This is a genomic window from Nocardiopsis baichengensis YIM 90130, assembly GCF_000341205.1.
GTDB lineage: Bacteria > Actinomycetota > Actinomycetes > Streptosporangiales > Streptosporangiaceae > Nocardiopsis_A > Nocardiopsis_A halophila.
On the sequence record NZ_ANAS01000005.1, the window covers coordinates 252866 to 271458 of the forward strand.

At 73.3% G+C, this 18593-nt stretch carries 14 protein-coding genes; 11 read left to right on the plus strand and 3 right to left on the minus strand.

What is annotated here, in order from left to right; all coding sequences use genetic code 11:
* Nucleotides 1-27 precede the first annotated feature (27 nt).
* The 7 genes from dnaK (at nucleotide 28) to C892_RS0104805 (ending at nucleotide 8807) form a co-directional block, all read left to right on the plus strand.
* Nucleotides 28-1887 carry a molecular chaperone DnaK gene (dnaK, locus tag C892_RS0104775; protein WP_017556290.1) on the plus strand — a complete coding sequence of 620 codons (1860 nt, stop codon included), beginning with the start codon at nucleotides 28-30 and terminating at the stop codon, nucleotides 1885-1887.
* Nucleotides 1888-1924: 37 nt separating this feature from the next.
* Nucleotides 1925-2605: a nucleotide exchange factor GrpE gene (gene grpE, locus C892_RS0104780; RefSeq protein ID WP_017556291.1), complete on the plus strand. Its 681-nt coding sequence runs from the start codon at nucleotides 1925-1927 to the stop codon at nucleotides 2603-2605.
* Nucleotides 2606-2686: 81 nt separating this feature from the next.
* The gene (gene dnaJ / locus C892_RS0104785) at nucleotides 2687-3847 is read left to right on the plus strand and encodes a molecular chaperone DnaJ (protein ID WP_017556292.1); all 1161 of its coding nucleotides are present in this window, start codon (nucleotides 2687-2689) and stop codon (nucleotides 3845-3847) included.
* A 5-nt stretch (nucleotides 3848-3852) separates the two neighbouring features.
* A complete protein-coding gene (locus C892_RS0104790) occupies nucleotides 3853-4326 on the plus strand; it encodes a heat shock protein transcriptional repressor HspR (RefSeq protein ID WP_039820920.1) in 474 nt (157 codons plus the stop codon).
* 153 nt (nucleotides 4327-4479) lie between these two features.
* Nucleotides 4480-7086: an ATP-dependent chaperone ClpB gene (clpB, locus tag C892_RS0104795; protein WP_017556293.1), complete on the plus strand. Its 2607-nt coding sequence runs from the start codon at nucleotides 4480-4482 to the stop codon at nucleotides 7084-7086.
* A gap of 423 nt (nucleotides 7087-7509) precedes the next feature.
* On the plus strand, nucleotides 7510-8136 hold the full coding sequence (locus tag C892_RS0104800; RefSeq protein WP_017556294.1) for a maleylpyruvate isomerase family mycothiol-dependent enzyme: 627 nt from the start codon (nucleotides 7510-7512) through the stop codon (nucleotides 8134-8136).
* A gap of 32 nt (nucleotides 8137-8168) precedes the next feature.
* Nucleotides 8169-8807, plus strand: coding sequence for a TetR/AcrR family transcriptional regulator (locus C892_RS0104805; RefSeq protein WP_017541291.1), 639 nt, complete (start codon nucleotides 8169-8171; stop codon nucleotides 8805-8807).
* A 1110-nt stretch (nucleotides 8808-9917) separates the two neighbouring features.
* Here the strand turns inward: C892_RS0104805 and C892_RS0104810 are convergent.
* Entirely contained in the window at nucleotides 9918-12125 is a 2208-nt protein-coding gene (locus C892_RS0104810) for a terpene synthase family protein (protein WP_275041809.1), read from the minus strand.
* Nucleotides 12126-12738: 613 nt separating this feature from the next.
* On the opposite strand from C892_RS0104810, the gene C892_RS0104825 reads away from it, so the two are divergent.
* Nucleotides 12739-13059, plus strand: a complete 321-nt coding sequence (locus tag C892_RS0104825) for a helix-turn-helix domain-containing protein (RefSeq protein ID WP_017541289.1) — start codon at nucleotides 12739-12741, stop codon at nucleotides 13057-13059.
* 10 nt (nucleotides 13060-13069) lie between these two features.
* On the opposite strand, the gene C892_RS0104830 is transcribed toward C892_RS0104825, so the two are convergent.
* Nucleotides 13070-13681 (minus strand): ClpP family protease, encoded by a 612-nt coding sequence (locus C892_RS0104830; protein ID WP_017556297.1) that lies wholly within the window; start codon nucleotides 13679-13681, stop codon nucleotides 13070-13072.
* A 1-nt stretch (nucleotide 13682) separates the two neighbouring features.
* Nucleotides 13683-14336, minus strand: coding sequence for a ClpP family protease (locus C892_RS0104835; protein ID WP_017556298.1), 654 nt, complete (start codon nucleotides 14334-14336; stop codon nucleotides 13683-13685).
* Between the two features lie 253 nt (nucleotides 14337-14589).
* Between C892_RS0104835 and C892_RS0104840 the strand changes: the two genes are divergently transcribed.
* The 3 genes from C892_RS0104840 to C892_RS0104850 all read left to right on the plus strand — a co-directional run bounded on the left by C892_RS0104840 (nucleotide 14590) and on the right by C892_RS0104850 (nucleotide 18592).
* Nucleotides 14590-15495, plus strand: a complete 906-nt coding sequence (locus tag C892_RS0104840; RefSeq protein ID WP_017556299.1) for a DMT family transporter — start codon at nucleotides 14590-14592, stop codon at nucleotides 15493-15495.
* A 71-nt stretch (nucleotides 15496-15566) separates the two neighbouring features.
* On the plus strand, nucleotides 15567-16208 hold the full coding sequence (locus tag C892_RS0104845) for a hypothetical protein (protein WP_017556300.1): 642 nt from the start codon (nucleotides 15567-15569) through the stop codon (nucleotides 16206-16208).
* Between the two features lie 362 nt (nucleotides 16209-16570).
* Nucleotides 16571-18592, plus strand: a complete 2022-nt coding sequence (locus tag C892_RS0104850) for a flotillin family protein (protein WP_017541284.1) — start codon at nucleotides 16571-16573, stop codon at nucleotides 18590-18592.
* Nucleotide 18593: the final 1 nt, after the last annotated feature.

Sequence of the window (18593 nt, forward strand, 5' to 3'; positions counted from 1 at the left end):
GACTCAACTTTGACGGAGGACGTACTCATGGCACGTGCGGTCGGTATCGACCTGGGAACGACCAACTCGGTCGTCTCGGTCCTGGAGGGCGGCGAGCCCACGGTGATCGCGAACGCCGAGGGCGCGCGGACCACCCCGTCCGTCGTCGCCTTCGCCAAGAACGGCGAGGTGCTCGTCGGCGAGGTCGCCAAGCGCCAGGCGGTCACCAACGTCGACCGGACCATCCGCTCGGTCAAGCGCCACATCGGCACCGACTGGAAGACCACGGTCGACGACAAGGACTTCAACCCCCAGCAGATCAGCGCCTTCGTGCTGCAGAAGCTCAAGCGCGACGCCGAGGCCTACCTGGGCGAGGAGGTCACCGACGCGGTCATCACCGTCCCGGCCTACTTCAGCGACTCCCAGCGCCAGGCCACCAAGGAGGCCGGCACGATCGCGGGCCTGAACGTCCTGCGCATCATCAACGAGCCCACCTCCGCGGCGCTGGCCTACCACCTGGAGAAGGAGGACGAGGCCACGATCCTGGTCTACGACCTGGGCGGGGGCACCTTCGACGTGTCCCTGCTGGAGGTCGGCGACGGGGTGGTCGAGGTCAAGGCCACCAACGGCGACAACCACCTGGGCGGCGACGACTGGGACCAGGCCGTGGTGGACTGGCTGGTCGAGCGGTTCAAGAACGCCAACGGCGTGGACCTGTCCAAGGACAAGATGGCGCTGCAGCGGCTGCGCGAGGCCGCCGAGAAGGCCAAGATCGAGCTGTCCAGCTCCAGCGAGTCGGCGATCAACCTGCCCTACATCACCGCTTCGGCGGAGGGGCCGCTGCACCTGGACGAGAAGCTCACCCGCGCCGAGTTCCAGCGCCTGACCGGCGACCTGCTGGAGCGGACCAAGGCGCCGTTCCACCAGGTCATCAAGGACGCCGGGATCGGCGTGGACAAGATCGACCACGTGGTCATGGTCGGCGGCTCGACCCGGATGCCCGCGGTGGTGGAGCTGGTCAAGGAGCTGACCGGGGGCAAGGAGCCCAACAAGGGCGTCAACCCCGACGAGGTCGTCGCGGTGGGCGCGGCGCTGCAGGCCGGTGTGCTCAAGGGCGAGGTCAAGGACGTCCTGCTGCTGGACGTGACCCCGCTGTCGCTGGGCATCGAGACCAAGGGCGGCGTCTTCACCAAGCTCATCGAGAAGAACACCACGATCCCGACCAAGCGCTCGGAGATCTTCACGACGGCCGACGACAACCAGCCGTCCGTGCAGATCCAGGTCTACCAGGGCGAGCGCGAGATCGCCCAGTACAACAAGAAGCTGGGCGTCTTCGACCTGTCCGGCCTTCCGCCGGCGCCGCGCGGCGTGCCGCAGATCGAGGTCACCTTCGACATCGACGCCAACGGCATCGTCAACGTGACCGCCAAGGACCTGGGCACGGGCAAGGAGCAGTCGGTCACCATCTCGGGCGGCTCGGCGATGTCCAAGGAGGACATCGACAAGATGGTCCGCGAGGCCGAGGAGTACGCCGAGGAGGACCGCAAGCGCCGCGAGGAGGCCGAGGTCCGCAACAACGCCGAGTCCCTCGTCTACCAGACCGAGAAGGTCATCAAGGACAACGAGGACAAGATCCCGGCGGACGTCAAGTCCGAGACCGAGGGCGCGCTCGGCGAGCTGAAGCAGGCCCTGGAGGGCACCGACATCGAGGCGATCCGCTCGGCGAGCGAGAAGGTCGCGCTGGCCAGCCAGAAGATCGGCTCGGCCATCTACGGCCAGCAGGGGGGCGCCGAGGGTGCCGCCGACGCCGCCGACGCCTCCGCCGACGGCGCGCAGCAGGAGGACACCGACGTCGTCGACGCCGAGATCGTCGACGAGGAGAACGGCAAGCGCGACGGCAACGCCTGAGCGGCGTCGGACTCTTCGAGGCAAGGAGGCGCAGCCAATGGCGCTGCCTGAGAACGAGAACGGCAACGAGGGCGAGGGGCCGGTGATCCGTGACAAGCGGCGCGTGGATCCCGAGACCGGCGAGCTGCGCACCCCCGAAGGCGCCGAGGCGGACGCCCCCGAGGAGGGGGCGGACGCCGCCGGGGCCGCGGACGCCGAGGCGGACGCGGCCCTGGGCCCCCAGGCCGACCAGCGGGTCCTGGAGCTCACCGAGGACCTGAAGCGGTTGCAGGCCGAGTACGCCAACTACCGCAAGCGGGTCGAGCGGGACCGGGCCGCCGTCAAGGAGCAGGCGCTGGCCCAGGTGGTCGGCGACCTGCTGCCGATCCTCGACGACATCGGCCGGGCCCGCGAGCACGAGGAGCTCACCGGCGGGTTCAAGTCGGTCGGCGAGGCGCTGGAGTCGGTGGTGGTCCGCCTGGGACTGACCAAGTACGGGGAGGCGGGCGACGAGTTCGACCCGACCGTGCACGAGGCCCTGACGATGGTCCCCCAGCCGGGGGTCGAGGCGCCCACCGTGATCGAGGTGTTCCAACCCGGGTACCTCATCGGGGAGCGGGTGCTGCGCCCGGCCCGGGTGGTCGTGGCCGGCCCCGCCGAGGCCCCCGAGGACGAGGGGGAGGCCTCCCAGGAGGCGGCCCCCGCCGCGGAGGCCGAGGACGACGAAGAGAAGAAGTAGGACCCTCCCGCGCCCCGGGCACCCGACGGTGCCCGGGGCGCGGACCACCGACAGCGCGGAGCGGGGAGAAGGCATACGTCCATGAGCACCAAGGACTACCTGGAAAAGGACTACTACAAGGTCCTAGGAGTCTCGAAGACGGCCACTCAGGACGAGATCAAGCAGGCCTACCGCAAGCTCGCGCGCGCCAACCACCCCGACGCCAACACGGGAGACGACGAGGCCGAGGAGCGCTTCAAGGAGATCTCCGAGGCCTACAGCGTCCTGTCGGACGAGAAGCGGCGCAAGGAGTACGACGACGCCCGCTCCATGTTCGGCGGCTCCTACCGGCCGGGCGGGGGCACCGGTCCGGGCGGCTTCGACCTCGGCGACCTGTTCGGCGGCGGTCCGGGCGGTGCGGGCGGCGGCGGCGGAGGCGACCGGCTCAGCGACCTGTTCGGCGGCCTGTTCGGCGGCCGCGGGCGCTCGACCACCGCGCCGCGGCGCGGCGCCGACATCGAGACCGAGACCACGCTGACCTTCAGCGAGGCGGCCGAGGGCCTGACCCGGTCGTTCACGCTGAGCACCGACACCGCCTGCCCCACCTGCAAGGGCAGCGGCGCCAAGGCCGGAACCGCGCCGCGGGTCTGCCCCAAGTGCTCGGGCACCGGTCACGAGAGCACGAACCTGGGGGGCTTCTCCCTCTCCGAGCCCTGCAGCGAGTGCAAGGGCCGGGGCCTGGTCACCGACGACCCGTGCCCCACCTGCCGCGGCAGCGGCCGCGGCAAGAGCAGCAGGACGATTCAGGCGCGCATCCCCGCCGGCGTCACCGACGGCCAGCGGATCCGGATCGCGGGCAAGGGAGCGCCGGGGGAGCACGGGGGCCCGGCCGGAGACCTCTACGTGGTGGTACGTGTGCACAAGCACCCCCTGTTCGGCAAGACCGGCGAGAACCTGACCATCACCGTCCCGGTGACCTTCCCCGAGGCGGTGCTCGGCGCCGACGTGCGGGTACCGACCCTGGGCGGGGTGCCGGTCACGGTGAAGATCCCGCCCGGCACGCCCAGCGGGCGCACTCTGCGGGTGCGCGGCAAGGGCTCGCGCCGCCGCGACGGCACCATCGGCGACCTGCTCGTCACCGTCGAGGTGCAGGTTCCGCAGAACATCAGCGCCGAGGCCCGCGAGGCGCTGGAGAAGTACCGCGCCGCGACCTCCGAGCACGACCCGCGGAGCGGTCTGGAGGCCCAGGCCAAGGGAGCGTGAGCATGATGAACCACGGTGGGCTCGGAGACGACGCCCCGGTCTACGTCATCTCGGTCGCCGCAGAGCTGTCCGGTCTGCACCCGCAGACGCTGCGCCAGTACGACCGGCTCGGCCTGGTCTCCCCGGGCCGGGCCACCGGTCGCGGGCGCCGGTACTCGGCCCGCGACGTCCAGCTGCTGCGCGAGGTGCAGCGCCTGTCCCAGGAGGAGGGCATCAACCTCGCCGGGATCAAGCGCATCCTGGAGCTGCAGCGGGAGGTGGACGAGCTCCGCGAGGCCGTCTTCCACCTGCGCAACGAGCTGGAGGCGGCGCGCTCGGCGGTGGCCCGCCGGGGGGCGTCGGCGCAGGGGCCGGCCGCACCGGGCGGCGAGCTCATGCCGGTCCGCCGGACCCGGGTGACCCTCTTCGGGGCCGCGGCCCACCCCGAGCGGCCGGACGAGCGGCGGGAGAACCCCCGGCAGGACCCGCGCCGGGACTGACCGGGACCGGGACCGGAACCGGGCGGCCGGACACGCGGGGCTCGCGGACGCCCGGCGCTCGGGCGCGCCGCCGGCGGGGGGGGCGGCGGGGCGGCGGCGCACGGCCGATTTGCACAACCTCATAGGGATTCGCACGAAGGGGGCGGCGACACCATGAACTACAAACTCACCACCAAGAGCCAGGAAGCGCTCTCCACGGCCATGCGCCGTGCCACGGCCGACGGCGCGCCGCAGGTCGAGCCGGTGCACCTGCTCGCCGCCCTCCTCGACCAGGGCGAGGGCATCATCCGTCCGCTGCTCAAGGAGGTCGGCGCCGACCCCGACCAGCTGGCCGGCCGCGCCGACCAGGCGCTGAAGTCCGTGCCCAAGGCCAGCGGAAGCACGGTCAGCGCGCCGCAGAGCTCGCGCCGGCTCATCGTCTCGCTCAACACCGCCGCGCAGCGGGCGCAGAAGATGGAGGACGAGTTCGTCTCCACCGAGCACCTGCTGGTGGGGCTGGCCGCCGACGGCGGGGAGGCCGCCCGGCTGCTCGCCGACGCCGGGGCCACGCCCGACGCGCTGCTGGAGGCCTTCGACCGGGTGCGCGGCCCGGGCCGGGTCACCACCGAGAACCCCGAGGAGACCTACCAGTCGCTGGAGAAGTACGGCGTGGACCTGACGGCCCAGGCCCGCTCCGGCGCGCTGGACCCGGTCATCGGCCGGGACACCGAGATCCGCCGGGTGGTGCAGGTACTGTCCCGGCGCACCAAGAACAACCCGGTGCTCATCGGCGAGCCCGGTGTCGGCAAGACCGCCGTGGTCGAGGGACTGGCCCAGCGCATCGTCGCCGGGGACGTGCCCGAGTCGCTGCGCGACAAGCGGCTGATCTCGCTGGACCTGTCGGCGATGGTGGCCGGCGCCAAGTACCGCGGCGAGTTCGAGGAGCGCCTCAAGGCCGTGCTCACCGAGATCAAGGAGAGCGACGGCCAGATCATCACCTTCATCGACGAGCTGCACACCATGGTGGGCGCGGGCGCCGCCGAGGGCGCGATGGACGCCGGCAACATGCTCAAGCCCATGCTCGCCCGCGGTGAGCTGCGCATGGTCGGCGCCACCACGCTGGACGAGTACCGCGAGCGGATCGAGAAGGACCCGGCGCTGGAGCGCCGCTTCCAGCAGGTGCTGGTGGGCGAGCCGTCGGCGGCCGACACCATCGCGATCCTGCGCGGGCTCAAGGGCCGCTACGAGGCCCACCACAAGGTGCAGATCGCCGACTCGGCCCTGGTGGCGGCGGCGACGCTGTCGGACCGCTACATCACCGCCCGGTTCCTGCCGGACAAGGCCATCGACCTGATCGACGAGGCGGCCTCGCGGCTGCGCATGGAGATCGACTCCCGCCCGGTGGAGATCGACGAGCTGCAGCGCACCGTGGACCGGCTCAAGATGGAGGAGATGGCGCTGGCCAAGGAGTCGGACCCGGCCTCGGTGCAGCGGCTGGAGCGGCTCCGCGCCGACCTGGCCGACCGCCAGGAGGAGCTCAACGGGCTCAACGCCCGCTGGGAGCAGGAGAAGGCGGGGCTGAACCGGGTCGGCGACCTCAAGACCTACCTGGACGACCTGCGCACCCAGGCCGAGCGGGCACAGCGCGAGGGCTCCTTCGCCGAGGCCTCGCGGCTGATGTACGGCGAGATCCCGCAGGTGGAGAAGCAGCTGGAGGAGGCCACCTCCGCCGAGGAGGAGGCCGAGCCCGAGGGCGACACCATGGTCAAGGAGGAGGTCGGCGCCGACGACGTGGCCGACGTGGTGTCCTCGTGGACCGGCATCCCCGTGGGGCGGCTGATGGAGGGCGAGACCTCCAAGCTGCTGCGCATGGAGGAGGAGCTGGGGCAGCGGCTCATCGGCCAGAAGAACGCCGTGGCGGCGGTCTCCGACGCGGTGCGCCGGGCGCGTGCGGGCATCTCCGACCCGGACCGGCCCACCGGCTCCTTCCTGTTCCTCGGCCCGACGGGCGTGGGCAAGACCGAGCTGGCCAAGGCGCTGGCGGAGTTCCTCTTCGACGACGAGCGCGCGATCGTGCGCATCGACATGAGCGAGTACTCCGAGAAGCACTCGGTCTCCCGGCTGGTGGGGGCGCCCCCCGGTTACGTCGGCTACGAGGAGGGCGGCCAGCTCACCGAGGCGGTGCGGCGGCGGCCCTACACGGTGGTGCTGCTGGACGAGGTGGAGAAGGCGCACCTGGAGGTCTTCGACACGCTGCTCCAGGTCCTGGACGACGGGCGGCTGACCGACGGCCAGGGGCGGCTGGTGGACTTCCGCAACACGCTGCTGATCCTCACCTCCAACCTGGGCTCGCAGTTCCTGGTCGACCCGCAGCTGGAGAACGGGGCGAAGAAGGAGAAGGTGATGCAGGTCGTGCAGAACACCTTCAAGCCCGAGTTCCTGAACCGGCTGGACGACGTGATCATGTTCGACGCGCTGTCCACGGAGGAGCTGACCCGGATCGTGGACCTGCAGGTGGAGCGGCTCGCCCGGCGGCTGGCCGACCGGAGGCTGGAGCTGGAGGTCACCCCGGCGGCCCGCGAGTGGCTGGCGCTGACCGGCTACGACCCGGCCTACGGGGCGCGGCCGCTGCGCCGGCTGGTGCAGGCCGCGATCGGCGACCCACTGGCGCGGGAGCTGCTCTCCGGCGAACTGCGCGAGGGCGACACGGTCACGGTCGACCTGGACGACGCACGGGACAAGCTGACCGTCACCAAGACGGCCGAGACCGCGGCGGCCTGACCCGGCCGCCCCGAACACCGGTGCCCCGGCGGACCCGTCCGCCGGGGCACCGCCGTGTCCGGCCCCTTTCCCCTTCGCCCACCGGACGGGCCACGGCGCGAGGCGCCCTCCCCGACCACTCCGACCCGACCACTCCGACACTCCGAGCGAGACCGACCGGGCGAGGGCCGTGCCCTCGGGAATGCCGCCTTCCTCATGCGCCCGGGTCGGGGGGGACACAACGCCCGCGGGCAGCACCGGACGCCGGCGGAAGCGGCCGCAAGCGGCCGGCGAAAGGCGGTCGCGCCCGCGGGCGGTGGCACCGCTTCGGCGGCCCCGGCCGGGCGACGTGCACGCTCCCTCTTGACCGTCTTCAGGGACGGCCGCAGACTGTGGTGAGTAAGCACTTACCCACCACAGGCGCCGACCCTCCAGGGAGCCCCCATGGCCGCGACCGCCCCCGCCCGATTCACCTCCGCCGACCGGCTGCGCATCGCCCGGGCCGAGCGGCGGCGCATCCGCACCACGCTGGAAGGGCTGGAGCCCGGCCAGTGGTCGGCCCCGTCCCTGTGCGCGGGATGGACGGTCCGCGACGTTGCCGCCCACGTCGCGGCGAACGCGCGGACCGGCATGGCGCGCTTCCTGCTGTCCATGGCCGCACACCGCTTCGACCACGACGCCTACAACCGCGCGTCTGCGGCGGCCTGGGGACGTCGGGGCGAGCGGGCGCTGCTGGAGGCGCTCGATACCGACCGCGCGATGCTCGCCTTCCGGGTGGCCCCGGCCCTGCTCCTGGTCGACCACGTGGTCCACCACCAGGACATCCGGCGGCCGCTGGGCCTGGGCGCGGAGTTCCCCGAGGAGCACCTGGCGGCCGCCCTGGAGGCGGTCATGACCGCCGGGCCCTTCGCGCAGGACGCGCGGCGGGCGCAGGGGCGCCGGGTCGTGGCCACCGACATCGACTGGTCGCACGGCGAGGGGCCGGAGGAGATGCGCGGCACGGCAGAAGGCCTGCTCCTCACGCTGACCGGGCGCGACGCACCGGACGTCGAACGGCCGGAGGCACAGTAGCCTGTGACCGCTCGACGGGAGGAGGCTGCGGAATGGCCGGGACACAGGGCCGTGCACACGGCGCGGGGACACGGCAGCGGATCCTCGCGGCCGCCGCCGACGTGATGGCGGAGGCCGGCCTGGCGCACGCGACGACCAAGCGGATCGCGGCGGCGGCGCGCTGCTCCGAGGCCGCTCTGTACAAGTACTTCTCCGACAAGGACGAGCTGTTCGTGGCCGCGCTGCACGAACTCTTCCCGTCGTTCCTGGAGACGGCGCAGGGCCTGCCGGACCTGGCCGGGACGGGCACGGTCCGGGACAACCTGCGGGCGTTCGCGGTCGGAGCGGTCCCGTTCTACCGGGAGGGGGCGCCCATGTTCGCCTCCTTGTTCGCCGCCCCGAAGCTGCTGGACCGCCAACGGGCGGCCCTGCGCAGACTCGACGCGGGCCCCATGGCGGTGAACCGCCTCGCGGAGGAGTACCTGCGCAGGGAACGGGACCTGGGCCGCCTCACGACCACGGGGACACCGCAGGCGATCGCGGCCCTCATCGTGGGCGCGTGCTTCCAGCGCGGCTTCATGGAGGCCTACCTCGGCCCGGAAGCCGAATGGCCCGACCTGGAGGCCTGGTCGGGCGAGGTCGTCGACTCGGCCCTCGGAGGCGAGGCATCGGAGGACCGCCGCACCGCCTGAAGGCAGGCGACGGCGAGGCGGCCGTTCCAGTGGCCCTTCCAGGCATCGGACGCGAGGGCGGCCACCGGACAGGGCGGCGACGGATGAGCGGGTGCCCCGCTTGCTGCCGCTTCCCGGCCGCCGGGCCCCACCGGTCGAGCGCCGGTCGAGCGGGGAAGGCGGCGACGGAGTGGCCGGATGGCCGCTTCTGCCTGCCTGCCGTCCGCCGGGTCCTTGTCGGCCCAGGTGGGGAGGAGCGGCGACGGATGAGCAGGTGCCCCGCTCACTGCCGATCGCCGACCGCCGGGGCCCCGCCGGTCGAGCGCGCAGGGGCGGCGACGAGGGCCGGACGGTTCTCCGGCCTGGCCTGTCGACCGTCGACCCCCGGGTGGTCCGGGTGGCGGAGCGGCGGCGGATGAGCAGGTGCCCCGCTTCTGCCTGCCGTCCGCCTGGTCTCCGCAGTTCGAGCAGAGGGCGGCAACGACGAGGCGATGTGGCTCCCCGGCCCTGCCTGAGGGCGCCGGGCCCCTGGCGGTCCAGGTTGGGAACGGCGACGAGCAAGGACGGCGGGCCTTCGGGCAGCGCTGTCGAGGGCGGGCGTGCGGACGGCCGGGGCGGCCGGGCGGCGACGGATGAGCAGGTGCCCCGCTCGCTGCCACTGGCCGACCGCCGGGGCCCCGCCGGTCGAGCGTAGGAGGCGATGGCGACGGCGAGGCGGTGTGGTTCCCCGGCCTTGCCTGCCGGGCGCCTGGCCCCTGCCGACCCAGGGGGATGAGCGGCGGCGGATGAGCGGGTGCCCCGCCCACCCCGATCTGCCGGACGCCGGACGGTCGGTGCCCGGCGGACCGGGGCGCGTTCTGGCGGCCGTGGCCCCTGTTCCGCCGGGGCGTCGGCGCCTGTGCGGGAATCGATAGGGTCGTGTCCGCTGGAGTGGTGAAACTTTCGGCCGCGTCCTCGTGAGCGGTGCGACCGCTGCGGCGCGATCGGCGACCCCGCCCCGGCTGCGCGCCCCCTCCTCGCCGTTGATCTCGGGAGAGTCGGGGTAATACCGGCGAGTATTACCCCGGCTTCCCCGAGATCAACGGGGGTGTCGGTGCAGGCGGCAGGCAGTGCCCCCGGGGCCTGCCGTCTTCAGCGCATCGCGCCCGGGACCGGGGGGCCGGAGGGGATGCGGGTCGCCGCCCTGGCTGCGAGGTCCATGGCGGCCCTCCTCGGGGCCGGCTCGCTCGCCAGGTCCTGTTTGCGGTAGCGGACCACCTCGCGGTGCCAGTGCAGGATCCCCGACAACCAGTCCTTCATCAGGTCCGCATAGCGCCGCAGCGCGTCCTGGGCCCGGTTGTCCAGGCCCAGGTCCTCGAACAGCGCCGGCAGGCCCTCGCGGTCGAGGCGGTCGAACTGGTCCAGGCGCACCCGCAGCAGGTCGGCGACCGCGTCCCGGGCGGTGATCCGGTCGGTGCCGAGGAAGTTCTCCACCACCAGGACCATGTTGTGCAGCTCGCCCTCGCGCTCGATCTCCTTCTGGTAGGAGAACAGGTCGTTCAGGATGCACGCCACGTCCTGGGCGGAGGTCTCCAGTTCGCGCACCGTCCGGGTGGCGAACACCTCCGGCGGGACGTCCCCCGCGCCCTCCATCCGGGCCAGGCCCATCGTCATGTCCGACCCGAACGTGCGCCGCCGCATCTCCAGGTAGTCCACCGGGTCGGGGACCCGGTTCGCGGCCTGGTTGTCCAGCTCCCACACCCAGCTGGCGGTCATCTCCCGCACCGACGTGCGGAACGCCTCGCGCGCCGCCATCGGCAGCGGGGCCGCCGACCGGCGCCACAGCTCCTCCAGCCCGCGCTCCATCGGGTCCAGCGGCTCGGGGACCAGCCCCAGGTCCAGGGGCATGAAGGCGCCCAGCCGCTCGTGCGAGAGCCGGCCCGCCGCCACGTCCCGGCGGGCGCCGTACACCAGCGGGTAGTAGTCGTCGCCGTAGGTACCCCAGCACAACCAGTCCGTGGAGACCTCCAGCTTCTCCAGCGACGAGTCGGCGTGGATGGCGGCCGCGCACAGGGCCAGGTCGTAGCCGGTGAACTTCTCCTCGCTCCAGACCACGGCGCCCACCCCGGGCACCTCGTCCAGCATGCCCATGGAGCGCACCCACTCCAGCGAGTGCTCGCGGGCGGCATCAAGGTGGGGGCTCATCCGCAGCGGGTAGTGGATCGGGATGTCCGGCAGCGGCAGGTGCCCGGTCTCGGGGTAGATCTCGTGCCCGTGCCTGCGGGCGCGGCGGCGCAGCCCCGGAGAGAAGTCGAGGTTGAGCGCCGGCACCCGCGCCGAGGAGGTGCCCAGTCCGGTCGGCCCGCCGGCCGACGCGGGCGGGCGCGGCGAGGGGTCCCCCGTGTAGCGGGCGGTGGCCGCGTGCCACTCGTGCCCTCCGGCCTGCCAGTCCTGCAGTGCCTTGGCCAGCGCGGCCGCGGCCGCCGCCTCGCCGGGAAGGCCGCCGGCCGCGGCCACCCCCTCGGCCAGCTCGCCCACGGCGGTGTCCTCGAACTGCACCATCCGCGAGGTGAGCAGGTCGTTGACGAGCTCCGCGGCCTCCTGCGTCGGGCAGCCCAGGAAGCCGCCGTAGACCTGGACGGCGTTGTCCCGGCGCCCGTCGGCGGCGTCCAGGCGGTAGGAGAACAGGTCGTTGCGCAGGTGCACGGCGTCGGCGAAGGCCTCGCGCAGCACCCGGACGGCGCGCCCCTGCGCGGCCGCGCCGAGCGCCGCACCGGCCGCGTACTCGGCCAGGTCGGCGCAGAACAGGCCGCCGCCCCCGGCACGCCGGTCCTGCAGGTGCTCGACCGGGTTGGGGGTGCGTCCGCGCTGGTCGGCCTCGCGCAGCGCGTCGGCGACCACCCCGCGCAGGTCGGCGGTGAAGCGGTCGCACAGGCCCTCGGGCAGGGCGGGCGCGGTCCGCTCCCACAGGTCGGCCAGGGCCCGGACGGCGGGGTGCGGCGGGCCGCCGCCCCCCCCCCGCCGCCACCGTCCGTGTCGGCCTCGTCGGCTTCCCCGGGCTGTTCGGGCGGATCCGCCGCTCTGCCGTCGATCACGCCTTCGAGGAGGGCGACGTGGGCGCGGGCCTCGGGACGGTCCCCGGCGGTGCGGAAGCGGGCGCGGGCGTCGTCGCGGTGGAAGAACGCCCAGGTGTACCAGTCGGCCATGAGCGCGAGGGTGGCGGCGTCGCAGTCGGGGTGGGCGTAGGCCGCCAGGAGCGGGACGTCCATGGCGGCCACGGCGGCCTCGTTCCAGACCGGGCCGGTCCCGCCGGAGGCGCCGGGGGCCGGTGCATCGAGCAGCCCGACGCGCCGGATCCACGCGGCGTTGTGCTCGCGCGCGGCCTCCAGGTTCGGATTGATGCGGGCCGGATACGGGAGGTAGAAGGAGGGCAGCTCGAAGGCGTCCATCACTGAGGGGGCCTCTCTCGTCGACCGTGAGCCGGGGCGCGCCGCTTCGCAGGCAGCCTAGGCACGGTCGCGGCCGGGAGTCCCGGACTCAGGGCGAATCCGTCGCGGACCGCCCGGGTTCATGGAGGCTTGCCCCCTTTGCCCACCGGGTTCCGGACGTCCGCTCCCCCGTTCCGGGGGCCATCCGACACCGCCCCGACCGCCGAAACGTGAAGGGCGGCGCCCCGGCCCCGGACCGCCCGGGAATGGCCCGGGTCACACGGAACATCTATTGAAAATGGTTTTCATTTCCGTCATGGTCGACAGGGTCGGCCCGCCCCGGGAGGCGCCCGGCCCACCTCCCTCAGACCGGGCGCCTCCCCTGACCCCGCGCCGGGCGTAACCCGGGGGCTGCGGACGGGTACCGGGTCCGCAGCCCCCGGGTTACGCCCGGCGCGGAACCGCCCTGACGGCCGTGGCGGGGTCCGCGCCGGGCGCACTATGTTCGGAAGCCGAGCGACGTCCGCCGACGCCGGGAGGCAGCCGTGACCGAACGCGTCCCCGAGGACGAACCCCTGATGCGCGACCTGGTCGGCGCCATGCTGCGCCGGACCCGCCTGGAGCAGGGCCGGACCCTGCGCGAGGTGGCCGAGGCCTCCCAGGTGTCGCTGCCCTACCTCTCGGAGATCGAGCGCGGACGCAAGGAGCCCTCCTCGGAGGTCCTCGCCGCGATCCGCCAGGCGCTCGGCCTACGCCTGGTCGACCTGGTCGGCACCATGCACATGGAACTGGCGTCCTCCCCGGTGGTCCCGGCCCAGGGCCCCGGCGTCGGGGGCGGACACCAGGCGGTCATGCTCGCCGCCTGAGGGCCACCGGTCAGGCCGCCCGCGCGGCCGGGTCCCTGGCGGTCACCAGCCCGTCGATCAGGCCGTACTCCAGCGCCTCCTCCGCCGTGAAGATCTTGTCGCGGTCGGTGTCCTCGCGCAGGCGCTCGGTCGTCTGGCCCGTGTGGCGGGACAGGATCTCCTCCACCTGGGCCCGGATCCGCAGGACCTCCGCCGCCTGGATCTCCAGGTCGGCCGCGGTCCCCTGGCCCTCGGCCGACGGCTGGTGCAGCAGGACGCGCGCGTGCGGCAGGGCCGCGCGCTTGCCCGGGGCCCCCGCCGCCAGCAGGACCGCCGCCGCGGACGCCGCCTGCCCCATGCACACCGTCGCCACGTCGGCGCGGACGAACCGCATGGTGTCGTAGATCGCCGTGAGCCCCGTGTTCGCCCCGCCCGGGGAGTTGATGTAGAGCTGGATGTCCCGGTCCGGGTTCTCGTGGTCCAGGTGCAGCAGCTGGGCCATCACCACGTTCGCCACCCCGTCGTCGATGGGCGTGCCGATGAAGACGATCCGCTCCGACAGCAGCCTGCTGAACACGTCGTAGGCGCGCTCGCCGTCCGGGCGCCGCTCGACCACCGTCGGGATCGTGTAGCCCTGCGCCATCTCACTCCCCTCCCGTCTTCACGGCCCCAGCGGCCACTCCGAACCCGAACCGGCGGGCGGTCTCCCCGCCGATCTCCGCGACGCTGCGCACCACCCGGTCCACGAAGCCGTACTCCTTCGCCTCCTGGGCGGTGAACCAGCGGTCCCGCCGCTGGTCCTCGGCGATGGTCTCCTCCGACTGCCCTGAGTGCTCGGCGATGAGCCGCTGCACCGTCCTCTTGGTGTGGGCCAGGTTCTCGGCCTGGATGGCGATGTCGGCGGCCGTCCCGCCGAGCCCGCCGGAGGGCTGGTGCATCATGATCCGCGCGTTGGGCAGGCTGTAGCGCTTGCCCGCCGTCCCCGTGCACAGCAGCACCTGCGCCATGCTGTAGGCCGACCCCATGACCAGCGTCGACACGTCGTTGGGGATGAACCGCATGGTGTCGTGGACGGCCAGCCCCGCACTGATCGAGCCCCCCGGGCTGTTGATCAGCAGCGTGATGTCGCGCTTGGGGTCCTCGGAGGCCAGCAGCATCAGCTGGGAGCACACCCGGTTGGCCACGGCGTCGTCGATCTCCGCGCCGAGCACCACGATCCGGCCGTGCAGCAGCCCCGTCAGCACGTGGTCGCCGAACCCCCCTGCGGGGGCGGCCTCGGACGCCTCGTTGGTGAGCATCGTCCTCCTCCTCGGTTCCGTCCGGCGGGCCCGTGCGCCGCCGGTGCCTCAACAGTGCGCGGCCGGCGGCCGCGGCGGCCACGGTTTCTGCCCTGCGGAGATCTGCTGCGGGCAGAGCCCGGACGCGGTCCGCAGCGGCCTTTTGCGGAGCCTTTCCGCCGACCGGGGGCGACGGCGGGTACGGCACAGGGCGTAGGCCGGTTGTCGCCCCTGGGAGGACGCCGCCGCGAAGAATGTCCGAAAGGCTCGTCCCATGTCGATCGGTGTCTGGTTCGGTGTCGTCCTCGGGGTGCTCTCCTGTGCCTGCTACACGGCCGCCGCGGTCGCCCAGCGCCGGCTCGCGGTCGCCGTCCCCGAGCCGCTGACCGGGCGCCGCCCGCTGGCCGCCCTGCTCGGCCACCCCCTGTGGTGGGGCTCGGCGGTGCTCAACGGGGGCCGTGCCGCCTTCCAGGTGGGGGCGCTGGCCTTCGCCCCGCTCACCGTGGTGCAGCCGCTGGGCGTGCTGGTGCTGGTGTTCGGCCTGCCCTGGTCGGCGCGGCTGGCCGGGCGGCGGGTGGCGCCGCGCGAATGGCGCGGGGCGCTGCTCACCGTGCTGGCGCTGGCGGTGCTGCTGGCGGTGGCGGTGACCGACGGGCGGAGCCGGCCGATGGGCCCCGGTGTCTCGGCCGCGGTGGCCGGCGGGACCGCCGCGCTGCTGGCCGCCCTGGCCTGGGCCGCCGGCCGGGTGCCGTCCGCGGCCTGGCGCAGCCACCTGCTGGCGGCCGCCGCCGGGATCGCCTTCGGGGTCTCCTCGGCCACCGCCAAGACCGCCATCGCCGCCGCCGGGACCGACGGCGCCGCGGCGCTGTTCCACCCGGCCGCGGCCGGCACCGCGCTGGTCGCCGCCGCCGGGCTGCTCCTGGCCCAGGCCGCCTACCAGGGCGCGGAGCTGGGCGCGCCGCTCGGGGTGACCACGCTGGCCAACCCGCTGGCGGCCTCGGTGGTGGGCGTGGCGTTCATGGGCGAGACCTACTCCGGCGGCCTGCCGGGCGCCGGGGTCGCGGTGCTGTGCGGACTGCTGGCCGCGTACGGCATCGCCCTGCTGGCCACCCCCTTCCGACCTGGCCGAACCCGGACATACCACCCCACCCCGCCGCTGTCCGGGGCCCGCGGCCGATAGGATCGGCGCCGCGCACCGCCCGGGAACCGCCCGGATGCGGCCGACCACGTCAGGGGGCGTCCGGGCAGGACATGGGGTTCTTCAACGCGGCGTTCGCCTTCCCGACGGTGCTCTTCAGCATTCCGCTGGTGGTCGTGGTCGGCTACTGGCTGACCGCGCTGCTGGGTGTGCTCGACATCGGTCTGCTCGACGGCGACGCCGGGGACGGCGAGGCCCCCGGCGGCCTGGCCGGCGTGCTCGCCGCCGCCGGGCTGGGCGGCCTGCCCGCCACCGTCTCCCTGTCCCTGCTGATCGCCCTGGCCTGGTTCACCTCACTGGTGGGATACGTCGTGATCGTCTTCCTGGGACTGCCCGCACCGCTGCTGATCGCCGCCTCCCTGCTCGTCCTGGTCATCGCGGTGATGGTGGCCTGGGGCCTGACCAGCGCCGTGGCGGTGGGCGTCCGGCGCCTGCTGCCCGGGACCGCCCGCGTGCGCACCGGCGGCGACCTGGTGGGGCGCACCTGCACGGTGCGCACGGGCCGGGTCGACGACGGATTCGGCCAGGCCGAGGTGGTCTTCGACGACGGCTCCAGCATGACGGTGCAGGTGCGCACCATCGGCGGCGAGCTCCTGGAGTCCGGGGAGACCGCGCTCATCTTCGACCACGACGCCGAGGGCGGCCTCTACCGCGTCTCGCGCTACGACAAGGCCCTGGACCCCGGCGAGGGCTGACCGCCCGCGCCGTCCACCCCCTCCCGGCCCTCCGCATTCCCGCCGACGCGTCCCCGACGACCTGCGCGTTCACGGTGGTCCCCGGCCTGGTCCGGCCGCACGGGGAACCGGTCGGCCCCGCACCGCGTCGGAGGGCCTGAGGACGCACCGGGCGGAACCGCGCGCACCCCCGCGCCCGCACGGCCGCGTTCCCCGTGGACCGCACGCAGTACCGCACGACGACCGAACGAACCACCCAGCGGACGCCCGGCCCCGCCGGGTGCCCCGCAGGCGCCGTCCGGCGCACCGCACCGTGCCCGGACCCCGTCCCCGCTCACCGGCGCCCCGCACGACGCAACCGCACGTAGAAAGATCCCCTCGGCATGGAAGCCATCGGCATCGGCGGCGGTGTCCTCATCGCCGTCCTCCTTCTCATCGCCGTGCTCGTCCCGGTGGTCCTTCTGAAGATGTTCCAGAAGGTCCGCCAGGGCGAGGCGCTGATCATCAACAAGTTCCGCCACGACGACGTCTCGCTCACCGGCGCCGTGGTCCTCCCGGTCATCCACAAGGCCGAGGTCATGGACATCTCCCAGAAGTCCATCGCCTTGTCGCGCAGCGGGCGCAACGGCCTGGTCTGCCAGGACAACATCCGGGCCGACATCAGCATCAAGTTCTTCATCCGGGTGAACCCCGAGAAGTCCGACATCCTGCGGATCGCCAAGAGCATCGGCGTGGAGAACGCCAGCAGCCAGGACAACCTGCAGGACCTCTTCGACGCCAAGTTCGAGGAGGCCCTCAAGACGGTCGGCAAGCACTTCGACTTCGAAGAGCTCTACACCCACCGCAAGCAGTTCCGCGACCGCATCATCGAGGTCATCGGCAACGACCTGTACGGGTACGTGCTCGAGGACGCGGCCATCGCGCACCTGGAGCAGACCCCGCTGACCGCCCACGACCGGGACAACATCCTGGACGCCGAGGGCATCACCAAGATCACCGAGCGCACCGCGATCCAGCACCGGCGCACCAACGAGCTGGAGAACGAGCGCGACAAGGAGATCAAGCGCAACGACACCGAGACCGCCGAGACCCTGGCCGAGCTGGAGCGCCAGGAGGCCGAGGCCAAGGCCCGCGCCGAGCGCGAGATCTCCACCATCCAGGCCCGCGAGGAGGCCGAGACCCAGCGCGTCCAGGCCGAGGAGCGGCTCAAGTCCCGCAGCGCCGAGATCCGCACCGAGGAGCAGCTCGGCGTGCAGCGGGAGAACCAGCAGCGGGAGATCGCGGTCGCCGAGAAGAACCGCGAGCGCGTCATCGCCGTGGAGAACGAGCGCATCGAGAAGGACCGGATGCTGGAGGTCATCGGCCGCGAGCGGGAGACCGAGCTGACCACCATCGCCAAGGACAAGGAGGTCGAGGCCGAGAAGCGCGAGGTCGCCGACGTCGTCCGGGAGCGGGTCGCGGTGGAGCGGACCGTGGCCGAGCAGGAGGAGTCGGTCAAGAAGCTGCGCGCGGTCGAGGAGGCCGAGCGCGAGCGCCAGGCGATCGTCATCAAGGCCGAGGCCGAGGCCCAGGAGAACCTGGTCAAGGACATCAAGGCCGCCGAGGCCGCCGAGGAGGCCGCCAAGCACCGCGCCGCCGAGGAGCTCACCCTGGCCGAGGCCCGGCAGCAGGCCGCCGACCTGGACGCCCGCGCCCGGATCCGGCGCGCCGAGGGGCAGCAGGCCGAGGCCGCGGCCGAGGGCCTGGCCCAGGTGCAGGTGCGCGAGCAGGACGCCGCCGCCGTGGAGAAGGTCGGCCGCGCCGAGAACGCCGTCGCCCGGGAGAAGGCCGCGATCGAGGCCGAGGCCATCTCGGCCAACCTCAAGGCCGAGGCCGAGGGGCTCAACGACAAGGCCGGCGCCATGGCCGCGCTGGACCAGGTCAGCCGCGAGCACGAGGAGTACCGCCTGCGCCTGGACGCCGAGAAGGAGGTCCGCCTGGCCGGCATCGACGTGCACCGCCAGGTCGCCGAGGCCCAGGCCACGGTGCTGGCCACCGGCCTGGAGAAGGCCGACATCAACATCGTCGGCGGCGACGGCATGTTCTTCGACCGGATGGTCAACGCGGTCGGCATGGGCAAGGCCGTGGACGGGTTCGTCGGCGGCTCCGGCGTCGCCCAGTCCCTGGCCGGGGACTGGCTCAGCGGCGAGCGGGACTTCGCCTCCGACCTGACCGGGGTGCTCTCCCGGGTCGGCACCGAGGACGTGAAGAACCTGTCGGTGTCGGCGCTGCTGATGAAGCTCATCGACGGCGGGGCGCCCGACTCCGACAAGCTGCGCTCGCTGCTGGACACCGCCCGCGAGATGGGGGTGGCCGAGCAGAGCGTGGCCGCGCTGGACAACGGCGCCGCACCGGTGAAGCGGTGAG